Consider the following 24,893-nt stretch of genomic DNA (forward strand, 5'->3'; position numbering starts at 1 on the left):
GTAGAATGTTTTTATGTTCTGAAGTATATATGAATAATATTATCGCCAGGAGGTAGTTTCGAGGATGACAACACCCGTACAGACCGCTTCACGTCGTCAGCTCGTCGCAGACGCTGAACGTGGAATCCGGATGAACTATCGCGGAGTGAAAAAAAATCTCCGTTCGATGTTCTCACAATATTTGACCCGCAATGAATTCTTCATTCTACGTTCTCTTTGTCAACAGAGTCCTCAAATCGCCTCTGCTCTGTCAAATGAGTTTCAATTTTCAGCCTCGATGATCACCGCACTTGCCGATGAGTTGACGAAAAAAGGATTGATCTCTCGCGAACGTAGCGAGCGTGACCGCCGTGTCGTTGAACTTCAGGCAACGGATGAAGGTCGTGAGTTGTTTGAGACGCTAGAGAGCATGAAGATTGAATATTTGATGGATGTCTTCACTGATTTTTCAGATGACGAACTCATTGTACTTTCAAAATTATTAGATCGTATGGATGCTTAATCCGACTATAGCCCTTCACCGTAAAGGTGAAGGGCTATTTTTTGCGAAAAAAAGAGATGCGACCCATCGGTCAGCATCTCTTCATCTTTACGTTTCAATCAGGTTGGCCGTGACCACGATCCGGTCCCGATACCCAAGATTCTCGTCATACGGTCCTGCACAAGTGATCAATTGAATCCGCTTTGACTGAGTCGCCGCAAAAATGGAAGCGAGCGGCACTTTGTCGAGGCGATACTGTTTCACACTGACCACTTCATACGTTGCGACTTGGTCTTTCCGTTGGAGCGTCACCAGTTCTCCGATCGGAAGTTGATCCAGATTCGCAAAGATAGCTGGACCATTCAGATCATCTAGATGACCGGATAGGACGACATTCCCCGTTGCGCCTGCTTTGGCTCCGTATTGATACCAACCGACTTGATTCACGTCAGACGGTGTGTCCATTCTTCCAGCCTCATCCTTCCCGACCGCTTCAATCGATGTATCAACATCGATTGAAGCTATGACCAGCCGGGCAGGGACGAAACTGTTCGAATGAAACGTTTGTCGATCTACCTGCTTCGAGGTCAAGACCTGCGGTTCGGCAAATTCAGCCGTTGGCATCACGAACGGTTTGTCAGGAGCTTCCGCTTGAGTGCTCCATACGAGAAATGTGATTGTTCCTAAGAAAATCAGTTTAAGCGTCTTGCTTCTGACGACGAAAGACGTAGAATCCAGCTGCTGCCGCTCCAACCACTGCTGCTGCGAGCAACCAGTTCATTGAAGCTGTTTGAGCAAGACCACCTTGTCCTGTTTCAGGAGCCATTGCCATTTCCCCACCATCAGCAGCGAGAAGGACTTCAAACGCTGGTTCTCCTTCAAGGAGTCCGATTGCGAATGCTGTATAGTTTTTGCCACCTTCAAGTGCAACACCGTCAAGTGCTTTGACGACGTCAGTCGCTCCAGCGGGGCGGACTTCAAGGTCATACGTTCCAGCATCGAGTGTGCCGTAATCACTTACTGCTTTGAACTCGAGGTTTGAGAAGAGTGGGTCGCCACCTTTAGGTGCGACATCAACCGCTGGTGCATCTGGTGCGAAGTGAGCGACACGAACTTTCGATTTACCATCTTCAAAGTTTGCATCGTCTTCCATTGCAGCGATTTCGATGTTTTCAAGTTGACCGATTGCAGCGGCTGTATAGAACTTGCCTGCCTCGATTGAAAGGTCTGCTGCGACGACGACTGTTTCAGCGTCACCTGCCGGCTTGATTTCAACGTTGTAATCGCCTGCAGGAAGTGTCAAGTAGTCTGTGAGATCCTTGAATTCTGCTCCCTCGACCGCGACTTCCCCATCCACGTACACGTCAACTGCCGGTGCATCAGGTGAAGCATGTAGCACACGGACCATCGCGTTTTCATGTCCATCCGCGCTAACCGGTAAGACGAAAGCGAAAGCCAGTGCTAGAGTACCCAGTAAAGACATCAACTTCTTCATGTGAAATTTCCTCCTTTTGATCTTTGGTAACCCACAACGTGCATACAACAAATGTGATGCAGTGCTACATGGTGTGCTACATCTGATTGCTATGTAGCTCGGTGACATCTTAAACTTAAGACAATCCGACAATGACGTAAAGGGGACACTATGCACTGAATGTGCTCCGATATGCTAACGGACGAAAGCGCTACCTTTACATAAAAATCTAGTTCTCTTCCACCCAAATACAAAACCACTTAGTCGGCGACTAAGTGGTTTTGTATGCCCATTCGATATCATTGACAAAGATGGCATCGACTTGAAGCGCCATACAACGTTCAAGTTGATGTTGTGTTTTAATCGTATACGGTCTGATCGGAATCCCTCGACCTTGCAACGAGCGTACTTCTTCGTCTGTGATGCGATCGATGTGTGGGTGGACCGAATCCGCTCCGACGAATCGAAGATATCCGGAAATGTCATAAAGCGGCTGTGCAAGCAGAATGGCCGCTTCGATATCCGGTCTCATCTGTTTCAATCGGTGAATGGTTTCATGATTGAATGAGGAAAAGAGAATGCGGGTCGCATCAATTCCAGCGGATTCAATAGAGTCGATGATGCGAGATTCGATTCCTTCATATCGATGGACATCCGTCTTCACCTCTAAGTTCAAAATGACCGATTCCTCTTTCACCAGTTCGAACAGCTCCTCGAGCGTAGGGATGTGTTCTTCTAGACTATGACGTACCCCGGCATTGAACTGTTTGAGCTCATCATAGGTATAGAGTGAAACTTGCCCTCTTCCGTCGGTTGTCCGTTCGAGCGTCTCGTCATGGATGAGGACGAGGACGCCGTCCTTTGTCATATGGACATCCGTTTCAATCCCATCTGCTCCGGTTTCGAGTGCGAGCCTGAATGCCGACATCGTATTCTCCGGACGATGTGCCATCACGCCACGATGTGCAAATCGTTTCATTTGGCAACTGTTTGATATTTCTTCGTCAAATATCGAACGAGCGGTTGGACCGAAATCGCTTGACCCGTCACTTGTTGAATGAGTTCGTTCGGGGTGAGACGTTTTCCATATTGATGAACGTTCTCCTGTAGCCACGCTTTGACCGGTTCAATTTCACCTTCTGCAATCAACGTCTCGAATTCCGGAAGAGCTGATTTCAACGTTTCCGTCAATTGGGCCGCATAAATCAATCCGAGGGCATAGCTCGGGAAGTATCCAAACGAACCGCCTGCCCAATGGACGTCTTGGAGGACTCCTTTGGCATTCGACGGGACATCGAGTCCGAGATACTCTTTATACTTTTCATTCCATGCCGCAGGAAGCTCATCGACGGACAACGTCCCTTGGATGAGTGCCTTCTCGAGCTCATAGCGGATGATGATGTGTAGACTGTATGTCAATTCGTCAGCCTCGATCCGAATCAGAGATGATTTCGCTTCATTCACACCTCGATAGAAAGTGTCGAAGTCGATTGCAGCGTATGCCGGATGAAGCGATTGTAGTTTCGGATAGACGCGACGCAAGAACGCTTCGCTTCGTCCGATGAAGTTCTCAAAGAAGAGCGACTGGGACTCATGAATCCCCATCGACGCACCGCCACCTAGCCCGAGTTCATCGAGCATCGGGTCGATTTGCTGCTCATACGTCGCGTGACCCGCTTCATGCATCGTACCGAACAGTGCATTTCTGAAATCTGCTTCATCATACTTCGTCGTAATCCGGACGTCGCGGCGGTTGATGGTGATTTCGAACGGATGTACTGTCGCATCCAATCGACCACGTGATAAATCGTAAGCGACGACATTCATCCAGTCATGACAAATGGTTTCTTGAACATCCGCCGGCATCGACCAGTCCAGAGAGAGCGATTCTTTTGGGAGCTGCTGGATGAGAGGAACAAGTTCGTCTCGGAGCGAGGCGAACAATTCGTCTAAGAGCTCGACCGTCATGCCCGGTTCGAAATCATAGAGCAATGCATCGTACGGATGTTTCTCATAGCCGAAATATTCCGCAAATTTTTGCTGGAATTCGATAATCTGTTTAAGGTATGGAGCGAACATGTCCCAGTCGTCCTGTTCTTTCGCCTTTTCCCATGCCGTCTCGGCTTCCGAAACGAGTGTTACATATGCTTGATATTCATTGTGTGGAATCTTGGCATTCCGTTCGTATTGCGTCTTCGCGATTTCAAGTGACCGCGCCTCGACGTCAGATAAATCCTTTTCATCTGCCATCCGTTCTAGTAAAGAAGCGAACGACTCACTCGTCTGTCGTTTGAACGCCTCAGTCGATAAATAACCGATCGTTTCTGCCCGAAGCGGTGCCGACTGTTCCGGCATTTGTGTACGCATGTCCCAATACAAGAGCGAGATCGCCTCATCGAAGGAACGCAGTTGCTTAAAATGTTCACGCCATTCTTTTGTAACTTCCATCTGTCTTTCACCCCTATGTGTTATTCTGTTCCCTTTCTACTTTATTATAGATGTCAACCTTTGCCTACACCAGTTTACAAATCTTCTCGCTTGCTGTAGGAAAGTGGTTTTGTGGCAGGACCTTCTAAGACGTTGCCTTTTGCATCGAAACGAGAGCCGTGGCATGGACAATCCCATGACCGCTCGGCATTGTTCCATTTCACTGTACAGCCGAGGTGCGTACAGGTCAGGTTGACGACATGGCATTGGTTATCCAAATCTCGATAAACGCCACTCGTCTTGCCATCAACTTGCACGACCCCACCCTCGTCTAGCTGTAGGTCTTTTACATCTTTTCGTTCAAATAGCCGATCGACTGTCCCTTTCGCAAATTGAGTGGCAGTATCTAAGTTCGTTTTAAGAAATGCACTGATATCACTAGATTTAACCGTTTGACGGAGCGGTGAGACCAGATTGACGAATCGGTTCGGACGACCTGTGAGTTGATCCGCGAGCAAGGTGCCGGCAGCGATTCCGTTCGTCATCCCCCATTTCGAAAATCCAGTCGCCACAAAGAGATCTGGTTCTCTCTTGAACATTTGCCCTACGTAAGGAAGTCCGTCTAAGGTGATAAGATCTTGAGATGACCACCGATAGGATGCCCGATTCGTTTCGAAATGTGCCTGGGCATCATGCTCTAATCGATCATATCGGCTACGCGTGTCAGTGACTTGCCCCGCCGTATGCCCTTCACCGCCAACTAGTAAATAGGTCTTTCCGTTTTCCTCATAGGACCGAAACGAGCGTTTGCGCTCTCCTACCTCTAAGTACATCCCTTTAAGTGGTCGACTCCGCGATTCACAGGCGACAATATACGATCGCTCAACAGAAAATTTCGACACATATAACCCGCGCAGGTCATTGAATGGATAATGGGTCGCAATCACGACTTGATTTCCTTGTACTCTTCTACCGGTAGAAGTAGTGACTACAGGACGCGGTCCTTGACTCACTTCCGTCGCTCTAGAGTTTTCATAAATCTTCCCACCGTGTTGAACAAAACGATTCGCTAATTCACGTAGATATTTCATGGGGTGGAATTGGGCTTGGTTATGAATCACCAACGCCTGCTCGATTGAAAACGGGAGCGCTTTTCTCACTTCTTCCGTCGCTTCTCCCCCGTCAATCTTTAAGCGACGATACGCATCCAGTTCTTTCGTAAGTTCTTCGTTCGGTTCCCTAGAATAAAGAAACGATTGTTCATTCGCGTAATCGCAGTCAAACCCTTCCTTGATTTGATTTTTCAAATAGACGAGCGCTTCTGAGTTGAACTCGTAATATAAACGCGCGATGGATTCATCAAAATGACGAATCAACTTATGATAAATCGTCCCATGTTGAACGGAACATTTTGCCGTTGTATGTCCCGTCGTCCCATGTCCAATCTCTAATGCTTCTAAAAGCGTCACTTGCCTCCCTCGTTTTTGGAGTTCATAGGCGCAGACGAGTCCGGCAATCCCTGCCCCGATGACGACGACTTCGGTCGATTCCGAAACGGAAAGGGATGGGTACGGCGTCCCAGTATCATGTTGACGCCAAATGGAGTTCGTGAACGGATAACGATGCATAACGCATTCTCCTCTCAAAAAGTGACATCTTTATCCTTATACCCGAAACACAATTCTTTCACCGCCGATCAATCATTGACCTAGTTCTTTATTTTATCAGCGAAAAAAATAAGCGTTTTCTATTATGTTTATAGAGTAACCAAAAAAGGAGGGACTTTTGTTGACCCGTAGAAGGAGACACCGAAGAAGAACGTACATCATGCGAAGAATGATTGCCGCGGTCGTTCTACTTGGAATCATCGCACTGATCCCGACGTTGGTCGGATTTAAACAAGATAAAGAAGCACCGACATTAGCAGAAGCGTCCACACCAAAAGCTGAACCGATGAAGATAGGTCCGCTTTTCCCGGATATCGACATGGGTTCATGGAGTCCGAGTGAGACGAAGATGATTTCGGATGAGGAAATCACTGTTGGTGCACTAACTTTCGTCAATGTGACCAAACAAGAGATATTAATCGATAAAAACGCCAATGATCGTGTGTTTCCAGCTAGTACGACCAAATTGATGACGGCACTGCTTGCTTATGAGAAGGCATCTGCAGCGAATGAACTCGACCAACCAATCATTACGATTCAACAGTCGACACTCGATATTCCATGGGACAGCCATATCGCGCATCTTGCCATCGGGGATACATTGACAGTTCGTCAAGCACTTTACGCCACGCTACTTGAATCCGGAAACGATGCTGCGAACAGCCTTGCGGAATACACGAGCGGGTCGACCGAGGCCTTCGTTCAATTGATGAATGATCGAGCAAAGGTTTTAGGATTGACTGGAACGCATTTCGTAAATGCGCATGGCTACTCGGATCCGAATCATTATACGACGGCGAACGACATGGCTAAAATCGCCTTCGCATTCAGTACATACCCGGAGTTGATTGAAATTGCCGGGACTTATGAATTTAAAGCCGAATTTAAAGATAAAGACGGTAACGGCAAACGTCGTTGGTGGTATCACCTCGGTTCATCGGTTAATGAACGAAGTGTCAACTACTCCAAGTTTGTGACCGCCACGAAGACGGGTTATACGGACGAATCCGGATATACCATGGTATTCATCATGAAACATAATAGCGAAACTTATATCTTGGTTACGATGCAGGCGAAGTCTGGACAAACATTCCCGACGATGCGACTCGTTGAAGAAAAAGCATTCAAATAAAGAAGTAAAGAGCATTCAAAGATGCTCTTTTTCTTATGATTAAAAATATGTTTTCTGAAAATTTTCCCATAAATATTACATTCATGTTACACAGGAAAGTCCTCAGCATTTCAAATATTCAGAATATTTAAACTTTTTATTTGAAAATTTTAGCCTTCATCCGTTGGTATAATGGGCTTTAGAGTCGTTTTTATGAAAAAGTGTCAGTTTGCAATCATTTCAAAGGTTCTGTAAGGTAAAGCACAAGTTCGCATTTTCAACTTTTGTTTTTAACTGTGTGATGTCTTCACACAATCGCGAACGAGTTGATTAAATAGATCTTTTAACTTAATAGGAGGTAATTCAATGCTATGGCAAGAATGGGTATCAATCGCGCTTTATCTCGTGATGATGCTTCTTATCGGATACGTTGCTTATAAACGAACGACCGATTCATCAGATTATATGTTAGGTGGCCGTAAAATGGGGCCAGGTGTTACAGCCATGTCAGCCGGAGCTTCGGATATGAGTGGTTGGATGTTAATGGGACTACCGGGTGCAATGTATGCAACTGGACTATCAGCAATTTGGTTAGCCGTTGGATTGGTCATCGGAGCTTACTTGAACTACTTGTTAGTTGCTCCACGACTTCGCGTCTTCACAGAGATGGCGAACGATTCGATTACGATTCCAGATTTCTTAGAGAATCGGTTCCGAGATCACTCGAACTGGCTACGGATCCTTTCTGCATCCGTCATCATCATCTTCTTCACGTTCTACACGTCAGCTGGGCTTGTATCCGGCGGGAAGTTGTTTGAAAGCTCATTCGGATTAAATTATCAGACAGGTGTCATTGTCACAATTAGTGTCGTCATCTTATACACCCTCTTCGGTGGATTCACGGCAGTTAGTTGGACGGACTTCGCACAAGGTGTCATCATGTTCTTGGCGCTCGTGCTCGTACCATTCGTCGCTTTAACAGATATCGGTGGAGTAGACACTGCTGTCAACTCTGCAACGACAATCAATGCCGATTTGTTCGACCTCTTTAAAGGGACGACGACACTCGGGATTATCGGTCTCCTCGCTTGGGGACTTGGTTACTTCGGTCAGCCACACATCATTGTTCGCTTTATGGCAATCCGTGATGTGAAATCATTGAAAACGGCTCGTCGTATCGGGATGAGCTGGATGACAGTATCTATCATCGGTGCCGTCATGACAGGGTTCGTCGGAATCGCTTATTTCCGAGGACAAGGAAATCCACTCGGGGACCCGGAAACAGTCTTCATTCAATTCTCTGAAGTCTTGTTCCACCCGTTCATCACTGGTTTCTTATTGGCAGCCATCCTTGCTGCGGTCATGTCGACGGTATCGTCGCAATTGCTCGTCACATCATCTGCATTGACAGAAGACTTCTATCGTAAATTCTTCAACAAAGATGCAAGTGAGAAGACGATGGTCCTTGCCGGACGTGTTGGTGTCTTGCTAGTAGGAGTTGTAGCGACGCTCATGTCACTCAACCCATCAAGTACAATCCTCACACTCGTCGGATATGCATGGGCTGGATTCGGTTCTGCATTTGGACCAGCAATCCTCTTGTCACTTTACTGGAGCAAGATGACGCGTCAAGGTGCCCTCGCTGGTATCCTCGTCGGTGCCATTACCGTCATTCTCTGGATCGTCACTGGACTTTCGACAGTCCTTTATGAAATGGTACCTGGCTTCTTCTTGAGTATGTTGGCAATCGTGCTTGTCAGTAACTTTACTAGCCAGAAAGAACAAAAACGTATCAACCGAGAATTCGGTGAAATGGAAGCTGAATTGGCAGCTGCGAAGAAAGAGTAACGATTCACACAAAAACTCGGTTCCCTATAAAGGGACCGAGTTTTTTGTTTTACATCGATGCTGCGATTAACCAGACACGAATCACAAACGGTACGAGAACCAACACGAACATTGCGTTTCGCATCCACCGATTTCGGTTCCAATAGTACGCCATTAGTACGAACGGATGCAATGCGACCAATTCGTATGGATTGAACCAAAACCATGTGAGAATCAGTACGATTAAAAAGTACAATACTGATTTTTCTTTCGACGTTCGGTATTCACGCCACATATCATAGGCACCTTTAAAGAAAGCGATGAATGTTGCAATCCAGAATACGATGACAATCACATTATCAAATCCACTAAACAACTGAGTAACCACCTTTTAGGAAGGATTTTCTACATAAAAACCGCCCCAGTAAATATGACGGTACGTAAACTCTTTTCCACTTTCTACAGTAATCACAATTTCATCTTCCGTCAACACGAGGACATGAACCGGTACCTCACCCTGGCGAAGCATCGGGCTAAATAATTGAAACTGTTTGTTCAACCATTTGCGCTCTGAAAAGTTTTGATAGTGATGTAGAGAAAGCATCGGATGGCTCAAGTATGCAGCTCCAACTATCGCGACAGCGATCGGTGGCGCGCCGATTTCCATCATGAACGAGAAGACGAGAACAAGTGATAGCACCCCATACGCGAACTCTACTAATTCCATGAGAGAAGCTCGGCTAGCTATCACATATTGAATCACACGAAACATGAGATACAAGATGATACTGACAATCAAGTACTCAGAGAATGGAGAATGTCGGAACGATACGTCCAAATAGAACAAGACAGGTAACAGTAGGATCCATTTCCATAGATGTAAGGCGAGGTAAAACAATGATTGATCGATGAAACGACGATTGTGTACGAGCCGTTGCATATCCATGTTTCCCACCTCCGCTTTGATGATGTGACCTTACGATACCATTCCCTATTCTTTCGAATGATAACTAGCAATTACACGTCTAACGAAGTTTTTCTTTCCTCTCGATTAACGTCGCATTCAACAGCCCACCAAGCAAGATGACAGAGGCAGCGAGATAAAACCAAATCAATAAGACGATGAACGCACCGAGTTGACCATAAAACTGCTCGTAGTTTGCGAATTGTGAATAGTAACTAAACACGTTCGAGACAAGCAGAATCCCTACTGTTGCAAAAGCGGCTCCGGCCCAACTATTTTTAAATGTTCCGGACACACTTGGCAACCACTTATATACAAATACGAATACAGTGAATAGAAGACCTGTTCCGATGATCCATCTGAAGTAAAACCAAATCTGCGCATATCTCGTGACAATCTCATCGATGAACAACACGTATGAAGAGATTTCTCGAAGTGCCGTCTCAATCACAGGGACGAGCAATGAAAATGGTAACACAAACATGAGCGCCAAGGTGATGGCGATATCCTGTAAGACGCCCCTCCAAAAGGCTTTATTACGAACAGCCCGGTAGGCATCGTTCAATGCTCGCACGAGAGATTGTACGGCCATAGATGAGATCCAGAGTGCTGGTAAGATACTGAATGATGCCAATTTCAATTTGGAGTTGTCGAATACGGCTTCAATGTTCCCTTCTAATAGCTTGTAACTAGCTTCAGGCATGATGAGTGATAACGCTTGAATCACATCGCCACTCGTAAACGGTAAAAATCCAACAATCCCTAATACGAATAATAAGAACGGGAACGTGGATAAAATGAAATAATAGGCTAACATGGCCGCTTGATCAAAAAAACGTTCTGTAAAAAATCGCTTGACGATTGTCAAAAATACTTGTTTCATCGTTACTCTCTACTTTCTTTTAATAAAATATCTTCGGTATTTGAAATAAACGATTTAAAATGAAGAGGAAACCCCTAATGCCAGGGGCGTCCCATTGATTGATGATCCTTTAACTGATTTCTTCATTTTTCGTTTCCCACGCTTCAATATGTTCTTTACCAGGAAGTTCGACATCATCTTTAAAGAATTCTGGGTCTCTTCCTTCTTTCTTTTGAACCATATAGTCGTCGAGGAGCGTCTTGGCAACTTTACTCAATCGGAAAATCGCATACATGTTGACGAGCGCCATCAAGCCCATAAAGATGTCAGCAATCGACCAGACCAGTCCCGCAGATCGTACCGAACCGAACATGACCATCCCGACAACGGCAATCCGATAGATTATCAAATATCGCTTCTTCTCAGATATGAACTCGATGTTCGTCTCTCCATAATAATAATTGGCCAAAATCGAACTGAAGGCAAAAAGTAAGATGGCGATTGTCATGAGCGTCGTCGCAATCGGTCCGATTTCAACGAGAAGCGCCTCTTGAGCAAGCTCAATCCCTTGGAATGCTTCAGAGCCTTCGACACCTGAGATGAGGACAATCATCGCCGTTGCGGTACAGATGAACAATGTGTCCACAAATACACTAAGCGATTGAATCAATCCTTGTTTGACCGGGTGACTCACCTCAGCGGTAGCTGCGGCGTTCGGGGCAGACCCCATCCCTGCCTCGTTCGAGAACAGGCCACGTCGAATGCCTTGGAGGACAGCTGCACCGACCGCTCCACCGAACAACTGTTGGAAACCGAGGACACCTTCAGAGAAGATGGCCGAGAACACTTGTGGCACGACATCAAGATTCGTAAGAACTACCCAAATGGCTAGTAAGATATAACCGCCCGCCATGATTGGTACAATGATTCCCGACAAAGTCGAGATGGAACGAATCCCACCGAAGATGACGATAGCGGTGACAACGGATAAGATGATGCCGACCCAGACCGTATCGATCTCAAATACGTTATTCACGGAGAGTGCGATTGTATTTGCCTGGACGGAGTTGAAGGCAAAACCGAAGGCGAACGTAATCAAAATGGCAAATACGATGCCTAACCAGCGTGCACCAAGTGCCCGTTCGATATAGTATGCTGGACCACCACGCCACGCCTTGCCGTCATGCACTTTATACACCTGGGCGAGGGTACTTTCAACGAATGCCGACGCCGCTCCAATCAGTGCAATGAGCCACATCCAAAACACGGCGCCAGGTCCGCCTAAAGCGATTGCCGTCGATACGCCGGCGATGTTCCCCGTACCGACTCGCGCCGCCGTTCCGATGGCGAATGCTTGGAAAGATGAGACCTGTCCTTTCTCATGCTTGATTCCTTTCACGAATAATAGTTTAAACATTTCCGGTAACAATCGAAATTGAACGAACCCCATCCGAATCGTAAAATAAAGACCTCCTGCAATCAATACGAAGATGAGAAGGTACGACCATAAATAATCATTGATTTGCATAATCAGTTCACGAATATCCAACGAAATCGCCTCCTTTTATCGGGTTTTTACCCGCTCTGAATCTGACAGAAACAGCGGGTTCATTGCACGTTTTTAAGAATCTCTTCACATAGACGATGTGTCTCGAGACTGTCTTCCGCGACAACGGAGGCGTTCGGTTCCCCACGAAGTAAACGTAAGAAGTCTTCCACAAGGTCGATAAACCCTCGACGTTTCAAATTCGACTCCCATGGGTCGAGTGACCATTCCTTCACACCGTCTCGTCCATAGTCTGTAATCCGCTCCACATCACGCGTGACCCGCTTTACGGTCGGTGACATGACTTCCATCACTTCTTCGGTGCAACTGTTGTCTCGGTTCATCCAACCGATTGCCTCGATTCCCCCTGCCTTGAAATGAATCATCACTTGTTTCAGCACATCCCCTTCAAATCGAGGTGTGACACGTAAACGTTCGACAGGCTGAAGGTCGGTCAAATAACGGAGCGTATCGACGACATGCACGAAATCCTCGATCACAAATTCACGAAGCGATGCCGGTTTATACGTTCTGTTTTTTTGAATGAAGACCATATTTTTTTCCTCGACTTATTTGAGTGCCTGTGTGGCCGTGGCAAATCGGCGATTGAAGCCTGTGACGAGATGGACGCCTTTCTCTTTAGCAAGTGCGACGAGTCGTTCCGTCTCTCCAAGAGTGAACGTGATCGGTTTGTCGATGAAGACATGCTTCCCTTGCCGTAGACAATACTCGGCTTGCTCATAATGAACAGCTGTCGTCGAATGAATCATGACCGCATCGATTTCTGTCATCGGCACGGCGTCGAGCTCCGTATATCCTCCTTTAAAACGATAGGTCGAGATGATATCGTGTAACTTCTGTTCATCCCTTGAGACGAGATACACATCAATGTCCTTTAATCCGGCATATACAGGTAGATATGCTTTTTTGGCGACATCCCCGATGCCCACTACTAAAATATTCATTTGCTCACTCCTCCAATATTATGTAGAAAGCCCGAAGCGATTGCCTCGGGCTCACGTAATAGATACAATCTCAAAACTTGTGATCGGTTCACGAATCGCGTCAGATACAATTTGGTAAGCCGCATGTAATTCTTCTTGATTATTTAAGTCCGGCACACGGTCCATTTCTACCTCGACCGTCCGAGTGTTCTGTTCTTTCACATGTAACTGATATTCGACTGTATACTTTTCCATCATCTGTCCCCCTCTAATTATACATATGTTATGTATATCCTGTTACACGGATGATGAAACAAGTGAGTTTGTTCTAAGAAAACAGAAAAATGACCGCTCAGGTGAACGGTCATGGATTCATCATTCTGATTTCGGTTTTGCGTCACGGTCCGGACGTGGGCGACGCTTTCCGAAGTATTGGTAATATTGCGTCTCGATATTTCCGTTGTACAGCTTCCGACGCTTCGTCGCCGGGCGCCCGTATGCCTTCTCGAAGTCTTCATAACTCGTCAACATATAGACGCTATAACCAGGGTATTTCGCATATTGTTCCCCGATCCGTTCGTACAAGTCGATAATTTCTTCTTCTGACTGAAGTCGTTCCCCATAAGGTGGGTTTCCGATGATGACCCCGTACTCTTCTTTCGGCTTCAATGCGGCTGCGTCACTATGGACGAACGTGATTGCATCACGGACGTCAGCGAGTTCCGCATTGTCTTTTGCAAGTTTCACCATCCGCGGATCCAAGTCGATTCCATAGATTTTTAACGGTTTATCCCACTCCGCCTTCTCATTCGCTTCATTGATTGCCGCATACCAGGCTTTTTTCGGGATGCATGTCCAATCCTGTGCGAAGTATTCACGGTTGATACCCGGCGCGATATTTCGTCCAATCATCGCCGCTTCGATGGCGAGCGTCCCTGAACCTGTAAATACGTCATAAAACGGCATGTCCGGACGCCAGTTTGTCAATTGAATCATCGCCGCTGCCATCGTCTCTTTGAGTGGAGCTTGCGAATGAAGCTCACGGTAGCCTCGACGGTGAAGTGGACCGGACGTATCGATTGTGATGGTCGCCACATCTTTCAAAAGAGCGACTTCGATTGGGAATTTCGCGCCTGACTTCGGCAACCATTCTCCCTCTTTACGATAGCCGCGTTGCATCGCTTCAACGATCGCCTTCTCCGTGATTTTCTGACAGTCACGAATCGAGAACAGCTTTGATTTGACCGAGCGTCCGTCGACCGTGAACGCCGCGTCCCACGGCATGAGGTCGGTCCATGGTAACGCTACGACCCCGTCAAACAATTCTGTAAACGTTGTCGCCTTGAACTCGGCAACGACGAGTTTGACCCGGTCTGCTGTCCGCAACCACATGTTCAGACGTGGAATGTCTTCCATTTCGGCGTCGATATAAATCCGTCCGTTCTCGACTTCGCACGTGTATCCTAAATCCCTTACTTCTTTTGCCACAAGTGCCTCGATTCCCATCGCTGCCGTCGCAATCAGTTTACGTTTTGCCATTTAAATCGCCTTCCTTCTACATAAATATCTTTCAGTCATTTTGTAAGTTGTAAAAAAATCATGAAAAAAGGAGCTCAAGTATATGTGCTTGAACTCCTTGTCGTTGTCAGTTGAGACTATGTTGTCCTGTAAGCCATGTTCTGTACTCCGGTGCTCATAGCGGTCTCCCTGGCACGATGGAGTGACAATCATCTATCTGCGCACATCGGCGCCCTCCGTCCCGTTCGATTCCGGTCTGGAAGTTCCCCTACCATAGTTTGGGTTTCTCGCTCGTGGGGTTTACCTCGTTCCACTCTGAACGTTTCCGATCAGACTCCGTCACTGTGGCACTTTCAAGAAGCGTACACCATATCCGAGGACTTAGGTGTTTCTTCTGCCGTCAACTTGCGTTGCCTACACTTATCGTTTCGTGTAGCACGATCACTACAGCCATCACAGGCTGTGCGAGCATGGACTTTCCTCAAGACTTGCGTCCCGCGATTGTCCAGACCTCATAGTCACTTCAACCATTGTAGCTGAAATTTGAACGGTTGACAACTTAAATTCGAAACTTGATTTTACGTTCAGTCAGCGCTAAAATAAGGCGTGTTCATTGAATAAGGAGGGATTTTGATGCATCAGGATGCAAAAAACGGTTGGATTCAACGTCTGACTTATGTAATAGAAATCGATGACATTAAAGTGCTCCACCCGAACAACGGCGTGTTCGCCTTCTACCGAAATAATCGTCTCGTCCGAGGGTTTGAACCGTTCGATATCAAGGCACCGAACGAACTCTCGAAACGACCTTATCATTTTGACCATCACAATTTAGCACACCTCGAGGAGCGTTTCCCGGATGCCATTCCAGTATTCGATGAAACGCATGAGACGCGTCGTGCTTGGAGCGACCGCATCCGAGTCGGCCTTTGCGAAATCATCCGAGATGGGAAACTCAGTTTCGAGCATATTGATGACCAAGGGAACGTATTAGAAGCGAGTATCCGTTGGTGTGGAGAAGCCATCACCATCGATTAAATAGAAAAAGCCGTCTCTCCGTTAGGAGCAGGCGGCTTTTTATCTTACAAGGTCTCTGTGACCGGAGGCTCGTCTTCGATGATTGGTGGCTCAAAAGATGTCGTCACCACATTTTCGCGAAGGTCCGTCGGTTTAAGGATGACCGTCAGCTTCTGTGTCGTATTCCCTCTTACCGGGAATGTCCCGGCGATGTGGAGCGCTTCGTACAAGACCTTCCCATTTGAATCAAGTACCGTGACCGTGCCTTTTCGTGTCGTGTGAATCGAGAACGTCCCTTCTTCCGATACCTTCACAGACACTGCCGTCTTCAACGTGTTGACATAATCAATCGTTCGGCTCGTGTAGCGCTTATGTTTTCCATCCGTGACTTGACCGACGATGCGATATTGTCCGCTCGGTAGCCAATCCCCGCTCGAATACATCGTGAACGACCGATTTGGTGTGAGCGTCTTGACTTTCTTGTTCCCTTGATACAGTGTGAACGAGGATTTCAAGTTCGAATGGTTCATGACACTTAACTTGACATCATTCACGTATCGACTCTTCCACACCGAAGGGGCAGAGATGTGAATCGGGCGAGCCGTCGCTTCTAATAGTTTCATTGTATTCAATTCCGTATAGGACTTGCCGGACGCTCGAGGCATCTTCGCAATTAACTGGTCGATCTCACCCGGTGTGAAATAAGGGTTGATCGATTTGACGAGCGCGAGGCTCGCCGTGACCATCGGTGCCGCCATCGACGTCCCATCCATATAGATAAAGCGGTTGTTGACCCCGAGCGAGAGGATGTTCACACCTGGCGCCACGATTTTGACGCGATCGTCCATATTGCTAAAGCTCGCGAGACGATGTCTAGAATCGATTGCACCGACCGCGATTACTTCTTTCATGTTTGCAGGAAAATTGATCGTCTGTTTTCGATCATTTCCAGATGATGCGACGATAATGACCCCTTTTGCCCTTGCCCGTTTGATTGATGCGGCCAAACGACTATCATAATCATCCCCACCAAGCGAGAGGTTGATGATGTTCGCCCCTTTCGCCACAGCCGTATCCACGGCATTGGCGACCGTCCAAGAGTCCGTTTTATCTTTATTCACCCCGTAGAACACATTATAGAAGTGGTAGCGGACGTTCGGCGCGAGTCCGGCGATCCCAAAGCGGTTATGTTTCCCGGCCATGATTCCGGCGGTATGCGTACCGTGAATATCCGCAGTATACGGACCTTTCATGGAATTGACGACACGAGGAACGTTCTTCAAATCCGTATGGTTCCGGTCAGCTGACGAGTCAATCAGCGCCACAACGATATCACTTGCGCCTCTCGTCTTACTCCAGGCCAAATCCGTACCGATTTGCTTCACATAATATTGGCTCGTGACTTGTGGTTCTGAGACGACGTAGCCATGTTTCTTAAGGATGACTGGCTTTGCAGCATCTACTCCGACCGGCAGTAAAAGGGCAATCGCTGTCAAAAGGGCAATCTTTTTCATTCCTTCCGCTCCATTCCAAACTGATAAAGTGACTCCATTATCTCAAACTTTGGATTAGATTTCCCTTTTTTTGAATAAAAAGTTGTCGACAAATTCACCAATAGCTTGGCTCATCCGGATGTAACATATCAAACTCGACAATCCGTCCAATCGTCAAGTACGTATAGTAGCGCGCCAGTTCCACCCGGCTTGGGTCGGGACGAAATCCTTCTAAGTCCTCTCCGAGCGGGGAGCCGTCAATGGTCTCAAACTGCTGGCAAAAAAAAGACTCGGTTTCGGCGTCCCAGACGATACGATCTCCGATATATCCGCTTCCGAAGCGGATGTAATCGATGATGGACGGAACGATGACTTCTGCCGGCAAGCGTTCGCTCATCCGACCGACGAGCTCATATCGCAAGCGATCTGCCTGATTGGCTTCCTCGAGGGAGGCACATTTGAGTACTTCTTTATTGATTTCAATCAATACGACATAATCCCCTGGTTCAATGGAGAGCTTCATCGCCTCACCTCACTTTTCATACCTTCATCCGATTCTCTACAAGTCATTATTCGAGATAAATGGTGGGAATCCTGTCCATTCCTCATTTTTTTCCAAATCGCAGTTGAGTTCACAACGGTCGAACTGTTTTTGTTATACTAATCATATGAATTGAGAGAGAGGAAGTGCACCATGGCCAAACGACCGCTGACCCCTCGAGAAAGTGAGTTGATTGCGACCGCGTTATTTGTTGTCGGAAGCGTCCCATATTCAGGACATATCGACCGTCTCGAATCCCTCACCTTACGTGACATCGCTGATGACTATTTGAATGGAACTGCCACTTCCGCAGACGCGATCGACGCACTCGACCAATACATCTACGTCCGGCGTCATCGCTTCAAAAACGTGACCCCTCACAACCTCTGGACATTGGATGATAGGACTGAACAAGAAGCACTGCGTCATATCTCCAAGCGACCCGAATTGAAAAAGGGTCAGACGTTGAATAAACGGAATCAACCGTTTCAAGCAGGACAAGAAATCGAGTTCAAGGTGGACAAACATGTCGACCGTGGACAATTCCGCATCTACATCGGAAAACTTCAAGGGTACACGTGTAAAGCCCAGTCAAAAGAACGTGAAAAGCTGAAGTCAGTGTCAGGATGGATCACACATATCGACCCGAAAGACCGATTGGTATTTGTTAACGTGACAGACTTCGGACGGATGCCAATCGAACCTGCAATGAAACAAGAACTTGAATCGATGAGCGCCTCGATGCTCGGTTGGTTCGCCACGGCAACAATCCCTTCTGAAGAAGAAGCACTCCTTGCCAAACAGATGATCGGCACGTTACAGCGACGCGATCAACCGTATTGGTTCACGTTGACGACCGCGTTGAACCACCCTCGCCCAGAACATGTGAAACGCTGGGGAACAGTCGTGAATCTTCTCGTCAAAGCGAGTAACGGTGACCAAAAGGCCATCCAAACATTAGAGACACAAGAAGACAAATATTTTAAGGATGCGTTCATCCGCGCCCTCCGTGCCCTTCATCAAGAGATGACGAAACAATAAAGCTGATACGACTCGAGGTGACTCCGCATGGGTCACCTCGTTTCGTGTCGAACCTATTTTGGAAAGGAACGACCGATATGCGTATACTCATCGTAGAAGACGACCCATCCATTTTACGCCTTGTGAAGGAGACGTTCGAGGATGCGGGTCATGAGGTGTTGACGGCGACGGATGGGAACACAGGCGAAGAACGTTTTACAACGCAACCAATCGATGCCGCAATCGTCGACATCATGCTCCCAGGGCTTGACGGTCGTGAGTTGTGTCGACGACTCAAGGCGACTCTTGATATACCCGTCATCCTACTAACCGCTCTCGATGAATGGGAGGATAAGCGCCAAGGGTTCGAGCATGGGGCAGACGACTATGTAACCAAACCTTTCATCCCTGAAGAGTTATTGTTCCGATTGCAAGCCGTCTCGCGGCGTTATCAACGCTCGGCCGCTTCACAAATTCAAGCCGGTCCTCTTCGACTCGATTTAAGAGAGTACGAGGTGACGCTTGAAGGGCAGCTGTTCTATCTTCCTAAAAAAGAGTTCGAGCTATTATTTCAACTCGCCTCTTTTCCGGGAAGAGTGTATCGTCGTGAGGAGTTGATCGAGTTGGTGTGGGGATTTGATTTCGAGGGGGATGAGCGAACGGTTGATGTGCATATCAAGCGACTTCGTAATCGGTTCGATCACCCTGCTCTGACAATTCGAACGGTACGAGGTGTCGGATACGCACTCGAGGTGAACGGATGAAGACACTCTACACGCGAATCATCGTCACGATGTTCCTGATTTTACTTCTATCCGGAGCCATCTCTCTGTTGATCAGCAATGTGGCTTATTATACGTGGTGGCAACCTTCCTATAGCGAGAAGACGGAACGGGTCGCCAAAATGGCGGAGTCGTATGTCGAGAACCATACCGATTTAGACTATGATGCCTTCTATACCTTTTTAGCCGCGACCGGATACCAACTGGTCGTCGTGGACTCCGCAGACGAACGTCGACGCTTTGGCGGTGCATTTCGAGACGAGACCATATCTGACGCGGTGATTCAGTCCGTACGGAACGGAGCTCCCTATCAGGGAATGCGTGACTTTCCGTTTCATCTCTTCTTGCTCGGATTGTTCGATAATGAATTGACGAACACATATGGATTTACACTTGAAAACGGAGACGTCATTTTTATCCGTCCGGACTTGAGTGCCCAAATCCGTGAGTTACATCTGTTCGTCGGTCTATTTTTCGCACTCGTGACCCTCTTGGCATTTGGCTTGATCGCCATTTCGACAAGGTCCTTGGTCCGCCCATTGCAGACGCTCACGAAAGCGACCACATCCGTCGCCATGCGTAAAGCTCCGGAACATCTCCCCGTCGAGCGTCAAGATGAGATTGGGACGTTGGCACGACAATTTCAACACATGTCGAACGAGATCAATCGGACAGAAGCGAGACAAAGACGATTCGTTTCGAATGTCTCCCATGAATTCCAATCTCCGTTGACTTCCCTAGTTGGCTATGCAGAAAAATTGGCTGACGGAACGAAAGGAGAATCGAAGGAATATGCGCGTGTCATCGAACAGGAGACGAAGCGTCTATCCCAATTGACGAAACAACTGCTGCTTTTATCACGATTGGATGAAAATCCACCGATTCTCGAGACGAACGTGAATGTGCTTCAATCGGTATCCGAAGTCATTCAAATGAACGCATTCATTCTTGATCAAAAAGGGATTGCCGTCGTTACTGACATCCCACAAGACGTAGTCTTGAAGAGTGACCCGGTTCTACTCGCACAAGTTTGGAACAACGTATTGGTGAACGCCGTCCATGCCTCACGTGATGGAGGCACCATCCACATCACCTGTACCGTTGATCCGGGTGTCGTCATCTCGGTTACAGATGAAGGGATTGGGATGGATGACGAGACAAAAGAGCACCTCTTCGACCGCTTCTATCGCGGAGACACGGCTCGAACGAGTCAAGGGACAGGTCTCGGTCTCGCCATCACCTCAGATATCATCGACCTACATGGCGGAAACATCACAATCGAGTCTAGCCTTGGAATCGGCACCACGATCCATCTACATTTTTGATGTCGTTCATATTCTGTTCATATTGGTTGCGTACACTTCCTTCATCAGCACTTGAAGGAGGTTTTTTTATGCAGTTAGGTTGGAAAGAGATGTGGAGACAGAAAAGAAAGTTCTCCATGTTGTTCGTGATCACATTTTTGATTGTCATGTTGACGACACTCATTACAGGGCTAGCAGACGGCCTCGCATATGATAACGGTTCTGCGTTGCACGAATTGAATGCTACGACGTATCAACTTGATCCGGACTCAGAAGGTCAATTGACACGATCGTTTATAGACGTCAAAGCGGATACTTCAAACGAAACGATGAGCGTCCGACAGCTCACGGTCACGATTGATGGAAAAAAAGAAGAGGTCACGCTATTCGCCCTTCCAAGTGGAAGTAATATTGGCCCAGGTACTTATCTAGAAACAGGTGAAGTCTTGTTTGACCCAAGTCTCTCAGAACAGCTTGGAACAGGTGACACGTTGACCGACTTTGCGTCCGAATATCGTTTTACGATCGCCGGTGAGGCGCCTGGACGCTACAGTCATGGACCAGTGATTTACACGACGAACGAGACGTGGTTTGATTATTTGAATCAATCCGAACAACGTCCATATGTATCTGCTGAGATTGGAACGGAATCCACGATGTCCGATGCGCTCGTCATGAGTCAACAAGATTTGATTGAGTCGGTTCCTGGATATAGTGCCGAACAGAGCACATTCACTATGATGCGTGCCTTTCTGCTCGTGATCGGAACGTTTATTTTGACCGCGTTCTTTTATTTGTTCACGCTTCAAAAGTTACCTGAGCTCGGAATTCTGAAGGCAATCGGCCTCTCCCCACGTATCATCGGACGGGCACTGCTCTTTCAGGTCATCGTCATCGTGTCGGCGGCAGTCGCCACATCGATCGAGGTCATGTACGTCGTCGATGCGTTGATTCCATCATCATTGCCGTTTCTCGTCGACTTCGGTCATGTCGCGCTATTCGGATCCATGTTCATCTTCTTATCTGTTCTTGGTGCGTTGTTGCCGTTATGGAAACTCCGTCAAGTCGACGCAATTGAAATCATAGGAGGGAAAGCATCATGAGGTTAAGCCATGTATCACATCAGTTTGACGGTCAGCTCGTATTGAATGACATCGAGTTACATGTCTCACCGGGGGAATGCGTCGCCATCGTCGGTCCGAGCGGTAGCGGGAAGAGTACGTTGTTATACATCCTCGGTCTGTTGCGAAAACCGGATCAAGGAGCATTTTTGATGAACGAGCGAGACGTATTCGAATTAGATGAGGAACAACGTCGTCTGTTACGCCTGCATGAAGTTGGGTTCGTGTTTCAACAGGCCCACCTCATTCCCTACTTGACGGTGCTCGAACAACTAGAGCTGATTCAAGAGAAGAAAAAGTTGGATGCGAAGCAACTGTTGATCGACCTCGGCTTAGGGCACCGTCTGCACCATCTCCCGGCGACCTTGTCAGGAGGTGAAAAGCAACGCGTGGCCGTCGCTAGGGCCCTCATCAACTCCCCGCAACTCATTTTGGCAGATGAACCGACGGCGAGTTTGGATTATGAGAATGGACGTCTTGTAATGGAACTCTTGGCCAAACAAGCGCATGAGGAAGGAAGACGTGTCGTCGTCATCACACATGATGAACGCATGCTCGATGTGTGTGATCGTGTCCTTCGCGTGATTGACGGTACCTTGACCGAGCTCAACAAGGGAGAAGGGCATCACAACCAATTTGATGCAGCTGATGAGTGAGCCATCCTCCAAAGCGAATGGCAACACGGATTGATCCATTTTCTAAAATGGTCGCCTCTTCGATGGTCATCAGTCGTTCGATGATATGATTCGATTCGAGTCGAATCCCCGAGAGACAGGAGAAAGCGCGGACGATTTCCTCTGGTCGACACTCGACTAGACGCGCAATCTCTTGCACCTCGGTGAGGAGGCTTGTTTTGTTGTATAGAAAATACCGGTCGAGTATAACATCAAATACGAGTCCGACAATCCGTTCATCACCTTCAAGTGTCCACGAGAACGTTACTCCTCGCTCAAGCGTTCCCTCTCTGTCGCTCAACACCCTTTGAATCATTCGATAAATCTCTGACCTCTCCATGTAGATGCCCCCCGCCCTCCTGCTATTGTCACTCCATCGTATCGTTCAAAATCATGTCTTTCCATGTGCCTTGATTCCTGATATTCACACGATTATGTTACGTATGCCTTCTCCTTATGTAAGAAAACAGGACCGTATCGAGTCGTTTCGGGTACAATAACGTTGAAAGGAGTCGGTATCAATGCAACGAAAATGGAAAATTGGATTAGCATCACTTTTCACAGGTTATTACGCAATCAGCTACTATGCCTTCAAACGAATGACGCGAGGCAAACGAAAGACTCCGGAGATGTTACTCGCTCCATATACGGACGAAGATCGCACCTTTTATCATGACGTACCGTTCGAGCATGTCTCGATTCAATCGCGTGATGACTACCGCCTCTACGGGCGTATCTATCGGAATGAAGGGTCAACAAAGTGGATTGTGTTCGTACATGGATATACCGCATCACATAGTTTCATGGCCCCTCACCTCGCCATGTTCCATCGTCTCGGCTACAACCTGCTTGCCGTCGACTTGCGCTCACACGGGGAGTCTGAAGGGATTTATGCCTCATACGGTTTCCATGAAAAAGTCGATATGATCGACTGGGTGGACTGGTTGAAGAAAGAGGAAACAGTCGATCAAGTCGGGCTTCACGGCGTCTCAATGGGAGCGGCCACCGTCTTGCAGACGACTCCGCTCACGAACGTCGACTTCGTCATCGCAGAATGTCCGTTTGACGATATGAAACAATTGATGCGTTATCAATTGAAAGAGTTACACCATATCCCAGCCGAGCTCATTTTACCGGGAATCGACTATTTCCTTTGGTCTCGTGCCGGGTTCACGATGAGACAAGTCCAACCGAAAAAGGCCGTCACGGAAACGACGACCCCAATCCTATTCGTACATGGTTCAAAAGATGATTTCGTCCCGACGTGGATGTCGGTCGAAATGAATGCATTGAACCGGAAGAACGACTTGGTATTGATCGATGGCGCAGAACATACCGATTGCATGATCAAGGACGCTCTCGCCTATGAGGAGGCGGTCACTCGCTTTTTGCATCGACATGGATTGGACCGGCAATCAAATCTAGAAGTACATGTAACACCATGACCGGCCAAAGGACTCCCATCCCTAAATAGAGGATGCCTAATCCGAATCCAACAATCCCTGTCATAAATACTCCCTTTATCCCTTGATAGGCGTGGGCCACGCCGAAAAGGGCGCCCCCGATTAGGGCGAGAGTCACATCTGGCACCTCGATATAGAGGGAAATCGTGTATAGCAGGACTCCTCTGAATATGAATTCCTCGGTCACGCCAGCCGTGACCGAGACGGCGTTCCACGCCTGTTCTTCTGCTTTTGTCCGGGGTAGTAGCAACTTCTCTAAATCGAGCTCATAGTAAGGGCGTAACACATGTCGGAGACGTGCTGAAGTTTTGACCAAGAGATAAAAGACGAGTGTCACGGTGACTAGGATGCATGACAAGTAAAAGACTTGCCAAGCCTGTTCGTTCCCCGCTTCTGGTGCGAATGTCAATCCAACTTCTGCTGACGGTACTTGAAATAAAAAGATGAGGGCGACAATCAACAAGGTCAGTCCCCATGCCGACTTCACGGTTTGTTCGTACACCCATGCCCGTCCTCTCGTTTCAATCAAGGGACGAATCAATTTGGCATTAAAGATCTGAACGATCAGCATGTAGCCGATGATGGCTGTAAAAATCAAACGTTCGAGCATCCATATCCACTCCTGTCCTTCCTCTTAGCTATATGCTACACTATTCG

The 24,893-nt window shown here is 47.5% G+C and carries 27 protein-coding genes and 1 other RNA gene; 10 read left to right on the forward strand and 18 right to left on the reverse strand.

The genetic code is table 11. The features are described from left to right. Positions 1 to 64: 64 nt before the first annotated feature. Positions 65 to 502 carry a MarR family winged helix-turn-helix transcriptional regulator gene (locus BV910_RS07955; protein WP_078146949.1) on the forward strand — a complete coding sequence of 146 codons (438 nt, stop codon included), beginning with the start codon at positions 65 to 67 and terminating at the stop codon, positions 500 to 502. 87 nt (positions 503 to 589) lie between these two features. On the opposite strand, the gene BV910_RS07960 is transcribed toward BV910_RS07955, so the two are convergent. The 5 genes from BV910_RS07960 to BV910_RS07980 form a co-directional block, all read right to left on the reverse strand. Beyond that, entirely contained in the window at positions 590 to 1,234 is a 645-nt protein-coding gene (locus BV910_RS07960; protein WP_240499824.1) for a class F sortase, read from the reverse strand. Next, complete coding sequence (locus BV910_RS07965) at positions 1,179 to 1,976, reverse strand: DUF4397 domain-containing protein (RefSeq protein WP_012726359.1); 798 nt, start codon at positions 1,974 to 1,976, stop codon at positions 1,179 to 1,181. The genes BV910_RS07960 and BV910_RS07965 overlap by 56 nt, the downstream gene beginning before the upstream one ends. 250 nt (positions 1,977 to 2,226) lie before the next feature. Further along, complete coding sequence (locus BV910_RS07970) at positions 2,227 to 2,934, reverse strand: glycerophosphodiester phosphodiesterase (RefSeq protein ID WP_078146951.1); 708 nt, start codon at positions 2,932 to 2,934, stop codon at positions 2,227 to 2,229. Next, on the reverse strand, positions 2,931 to 4,403 hold the full coding sequence (locus BV910_RS07975; protein WP_078146952.1) for a carboxypeptidase M32: 1,473 nt from the start codon (positions 4,401 to 4,403) through the stop codon (positions 2,931 to 2,933). The genes BV910_RS07970 and BV910_RS07975 overlap by 4 nt, the downstream gene beginning before the upstream one ends. A 74-nt stretch (positions 4,404 to 4,477) precedes the next feature. After that, a complete protein-coding gene (locus BV910_RS07980) occupies positions 4,478 to 6,010 on the reverse strand; it encodes an FAD-dependent oxidoreductase (protein ID WP_078146953.1) in 1,533 nt (510 codons plus the stop codon). A 199-nt stretch (positions 6,011 to 6,209) separates the two neighbouring features. Here BV910_RS07980 and BV910_RS07985 point away from each other — a divergent pair, with 199 nt between their 5' ends. Beyond that, a complete protein-coding gene (locus tag BV910_RS07985; RefSeq protein WP_240499825.1) occupies positions 6,210 to 7,181 on the forward strand; it encodes a D-alanyl-D-alanine carboxypeptidase family protein in 972 nt (323 codons plus the stop codon). A 345-nt stretch (positions 7,182 to 7,526) separates the two neighbouring features. Next, entirely contained in the window at positions 7,527 to 9,008 is a 1,482-nt protein-coding gene (putP, locus tag BV910_RS07990; RefSeq protein WP_078146955.1) for a sodium/proline symporter PutP, read from the forward strand. 49 nt (positions 9,009 to 9,057) lie between these two features. Here the strand turns inward: putP and BV910_RS07995 are convergent, their stop codons facing one another. From BV910_RS07995 to rnpB, 9 genes are all read right to left on the reverse strand, one after another. Beyond that, the gene (locus BV910_RS07995; protein ID WP_078146956.1) at positions 9,058 to 9,363 is read right to left on the reverse strand and encodes a hypothetical protein; all 306 of its coding nucleotides are present in this window, start codon (positions 9,361 to 9,363) and stop codon (positions 9,058 to 9,060) included. A gap of 15 nt (positions 9,364 to 9,378) precedes the next feature. Further along, positions 9,379 to 9,933 (reverse strand): hypothetical protein, encoded by a 555-nt coding sequence (locus BV910_RS08000; RefSeq protein ID WP_074036974.1) that lies wholly within the window; start codon positions 9,931 to 9,933, stop codon positions 9,379 to 9,381. A 79-nt stretch (positions 9,934 to 10,012) separates the two neighbouring features. Then, positions 10,013 to 10,834 carry a YihY/virulence factor BrkB family protein gene (locus BV910_RS08005; protein WP_078146957.1) on the reverse strand — a complete coding sequence of 274 codons (822 nt, stop codon included), beginning with the start codon at positions 10,832 to 10,834 and terminating at the stop codon, positions 10,013 to 10,015. Between the two features lie 109 nt (positions 10,835 to 10,943). Continuing rightward, positions 10,944 to 12,362: an alanine/glycine:cation symporter family protein gene (locus tag BV910_RS08010; protein ID WP_205728292.1), complete on the reverse strand. Its 1,419-nt coding sequence runs from the start codon at positions 12,360 to 12,362 to the stop codon at positions 10,944 to 10,946. Positions 12,363 to 12,421: 59 nt separating this feature from the next. After that, positions 12,422 to 12,913 carry a hypothetical protein gene (locus BV910_RS14930; RefSeq protein ID WP_240499826.1) on the reverse strand — a complete coding sequence of 164 codons (492 nt, stop codon included), beginning with the start codon at positions 12,911 to 12,913 and terminating at the stop codon, positions 12,422 to 12,424. A gap of 15 nt (positions 12,914 to 12,928) precedes the next feature. Further along, positions 12,929 to 13,324: a Gfo/Idh/MocA family protein gene (locus BV910_RS14935; RefSeq protein ID WP_240499827.1), complete on the reverse strand. Its 396-nt coding sequence runs from the start codon at positions 13,322 to 13,324 to the stop codon at positions 12,929 to 12,931. Positions 13,325 to 13,375: 51 nt separating this feature from the next. Beyond that, on the reverse strand, positions 13,376 to 13,558 hold the full coding sequence (locus tag BV910_RS08020; RefSeq protein ID WP_230872813.1) for a hypothetical protein: 183 nt from the start codon (positions 13,556 to 13,558) through the stop codon (positions 13,376 to 13,378). A 120-nt stretch (positions 13,559 to 13,678) separates the two neighbouring features. Continuing rightward, positions 13,679 to 14,842, reverse strand: a complete 1,164-nt coding sequence (locus BV910_RS08025) for a THUMP domain-containing class I SAM-dependent RNA methyltransferase (RefSeq protein ID WP_074036970.1) — start codon at positions 14,840 to 14,842, stop codon at positions 13,679 to 13,681. 124 nt (positions 14,843 to 14,966) lie between these two features. Next, positions 14,967 to 15,334, reverse strand: an RNA gene (gene rnpB, locus BV910_RS08030) — RNase P RNA component class B. A 120-nt stretch (positions 15,335 to 15,454) separates the two neighbouring features. Between rnpB and BV910_RS08035 the strand changes: the two genes are divergently transcribed. Beyond that, a complete protein-coding gene (locus BV910_RS08035) occupies positions 15,455 to 15,859 on the forward strand; it encodes a hypothetical protein (protein WP_078146958.1) in 405 nt (134 codons plus the stop codon). A gap of 44 nt (positions 15,860 to 15,903) precedes the next feature. On the opposite strand, the gene BV910_RS08040 is transcribed toward BV910_RS08035, so the two are convergent. After that, entirely contained in the window at positions 15,904 to 17,352 is a 1,449-nt protein-coding gene (locus BV910_RS08040; protein WP_078146959.1) for a S8 family peptidase, read from the reverse strand. A 94-nt stretch (positions 17,353 to 17,446) separates the two neighbouring features. After that, on the reverse strand, positions 17,447 to 17,854 hold the full coding sequence (locus tag BV910_RS08045; protein WP_078146960.1) for a hypothetical protein: 408 nt from the start codon (positions 17,852 to 17,854) through the stop codon (positions 17,447 to 17,449). 171 nt (positions 17,855 to 18,025) lie between these two features. Between BV910_RS08045 and BV910_RS08050 the strand changes: the two genes are divergently transcribed. From BV910_RS08050 to BV910_RS08070, 5 genes are all read left to right on the forward strand, one after another. Further along, a complete protein-coding gene (locus BV910_RS08050; RefSeq protein ID WP_078146961.1) occupies positions 18,026 to 18,913 on the forward strand; it encodes a hypothetical protein in 888 nt (295 codons plus the stop codon). 77 nt (positions 18,914 to 18,990) lie between these two features. Further along, positions 18,991 to 19,656, forward strand: coding sequence for a response regulator transcription factor (locus tag BV910_RS08055; RefSeq protein ID WP_078146962.1), 666 nt, complete (start codon positions 18,991 to 18,993; stop codon positions 19,654 to 19,656). Beyond that, complete coding sequence (locus BV910_RS08060; protein WP_078146963.1) at positions 19,653 to 20,999, forward strand: sensor histidine kinase; 1,347 nt, start codon at positions 19,653 to 19,655, stop codon at positions 20,997 to 20,999. The genes BV910_RS08055 and BV910_RS08060 overlap by 4 nt, the downstream gene beginning before the upstream one ends. 68 nt (positions 21,000 to 21,067) lie before the next feature. Then, complete coding sequence (locus BV910_RS08065) at positions 21,068 to 22,081, forward strand: ABC transporter permease (protein ID WP_078146964.1); 1,014 nt, start codon at positions 21,068 to 21,070, stop codon at positions 22,079 to 22,081. Continuing rightward, positions 22,078 to 22,755 carry an ABC transporter ATP-binding protein gene (locus BV910_RS08070; RefSeq protein WP_078146965.1) on the forward strand — a complete coding sequence of 226 codons (678 nt, stop codon included), beginning with the start codon at positions 22,078 to 22,080 and terminating at the stop codon, positions 22,753 to 22,755. Before BV910_RS08065 ends, BV910_RS08070 begins: the two co-directional genes overlap by 4 nt. Here BV910_RS08070 and BV910_RS08075 read toward each other — a convergent pair. Further along, a complete protein-coding gene (locus BV910_RS08075; RefSeq protein WP_078146966.1) occupies positions 22,706 to 23,113 on the reverse strand; it encodes a hypothetical protein in 408 nt (135 codons plus the stop codon). The two genes, BV910_RS08070 and BV910_RS08075, sit on opposite strands and share 50 nt — an antisense overlap. Before the next feature lie 181 nt (positions 23,114 to 23,294). Between BV910_RS08075 and BV910_RS08080 the strand changes: the two genes are divergently transcribed. Then, on the forward strand, positions 23,295 to 24,218 hold the full coding sequence (locus BV910_RS08080) for an alpha/beta hydrolase (RefSeq protein ID WP_078146967.1): 924 nt from the start codon (positions 23,295 to 23,297) through the stop codon (positions 24,216 to 24,218). Here BV910_RS08080 and BV910_RS08085 read toward each other — a convergent pair. Beyond that, positions 24,151 to 24,846, reverse strand: coding sequence for a CPBP family intramembrane glutamic endopeptidase (locus BV910_RS08085; protein WP_078146968.1), 696 nt, complete (start codon positions 24,844 to 24,846; stop codon positions 24,151 to 24,153). The two genes, BV910_RS08080 and BV910_RS08085, sit on opposite strands and share 68 nt — an antisense overlap. Between the last annotated feature and the right edge of the window lie 47 nt (positions 24,847 to 24,893).

Origin of the sequence: Exiguobacterium sp. HVEsp1 (genome assembly GCF_002009685.1) — a bacterium.
In the GTDB taxonomy this organism is placed as follows: domain Bacteria; phylum Bacillota; class Bacilli; order Exiguobacteriales; family Exiguobacteriaceae; genus Exiguobacterium; species Exiguobacterium profundum.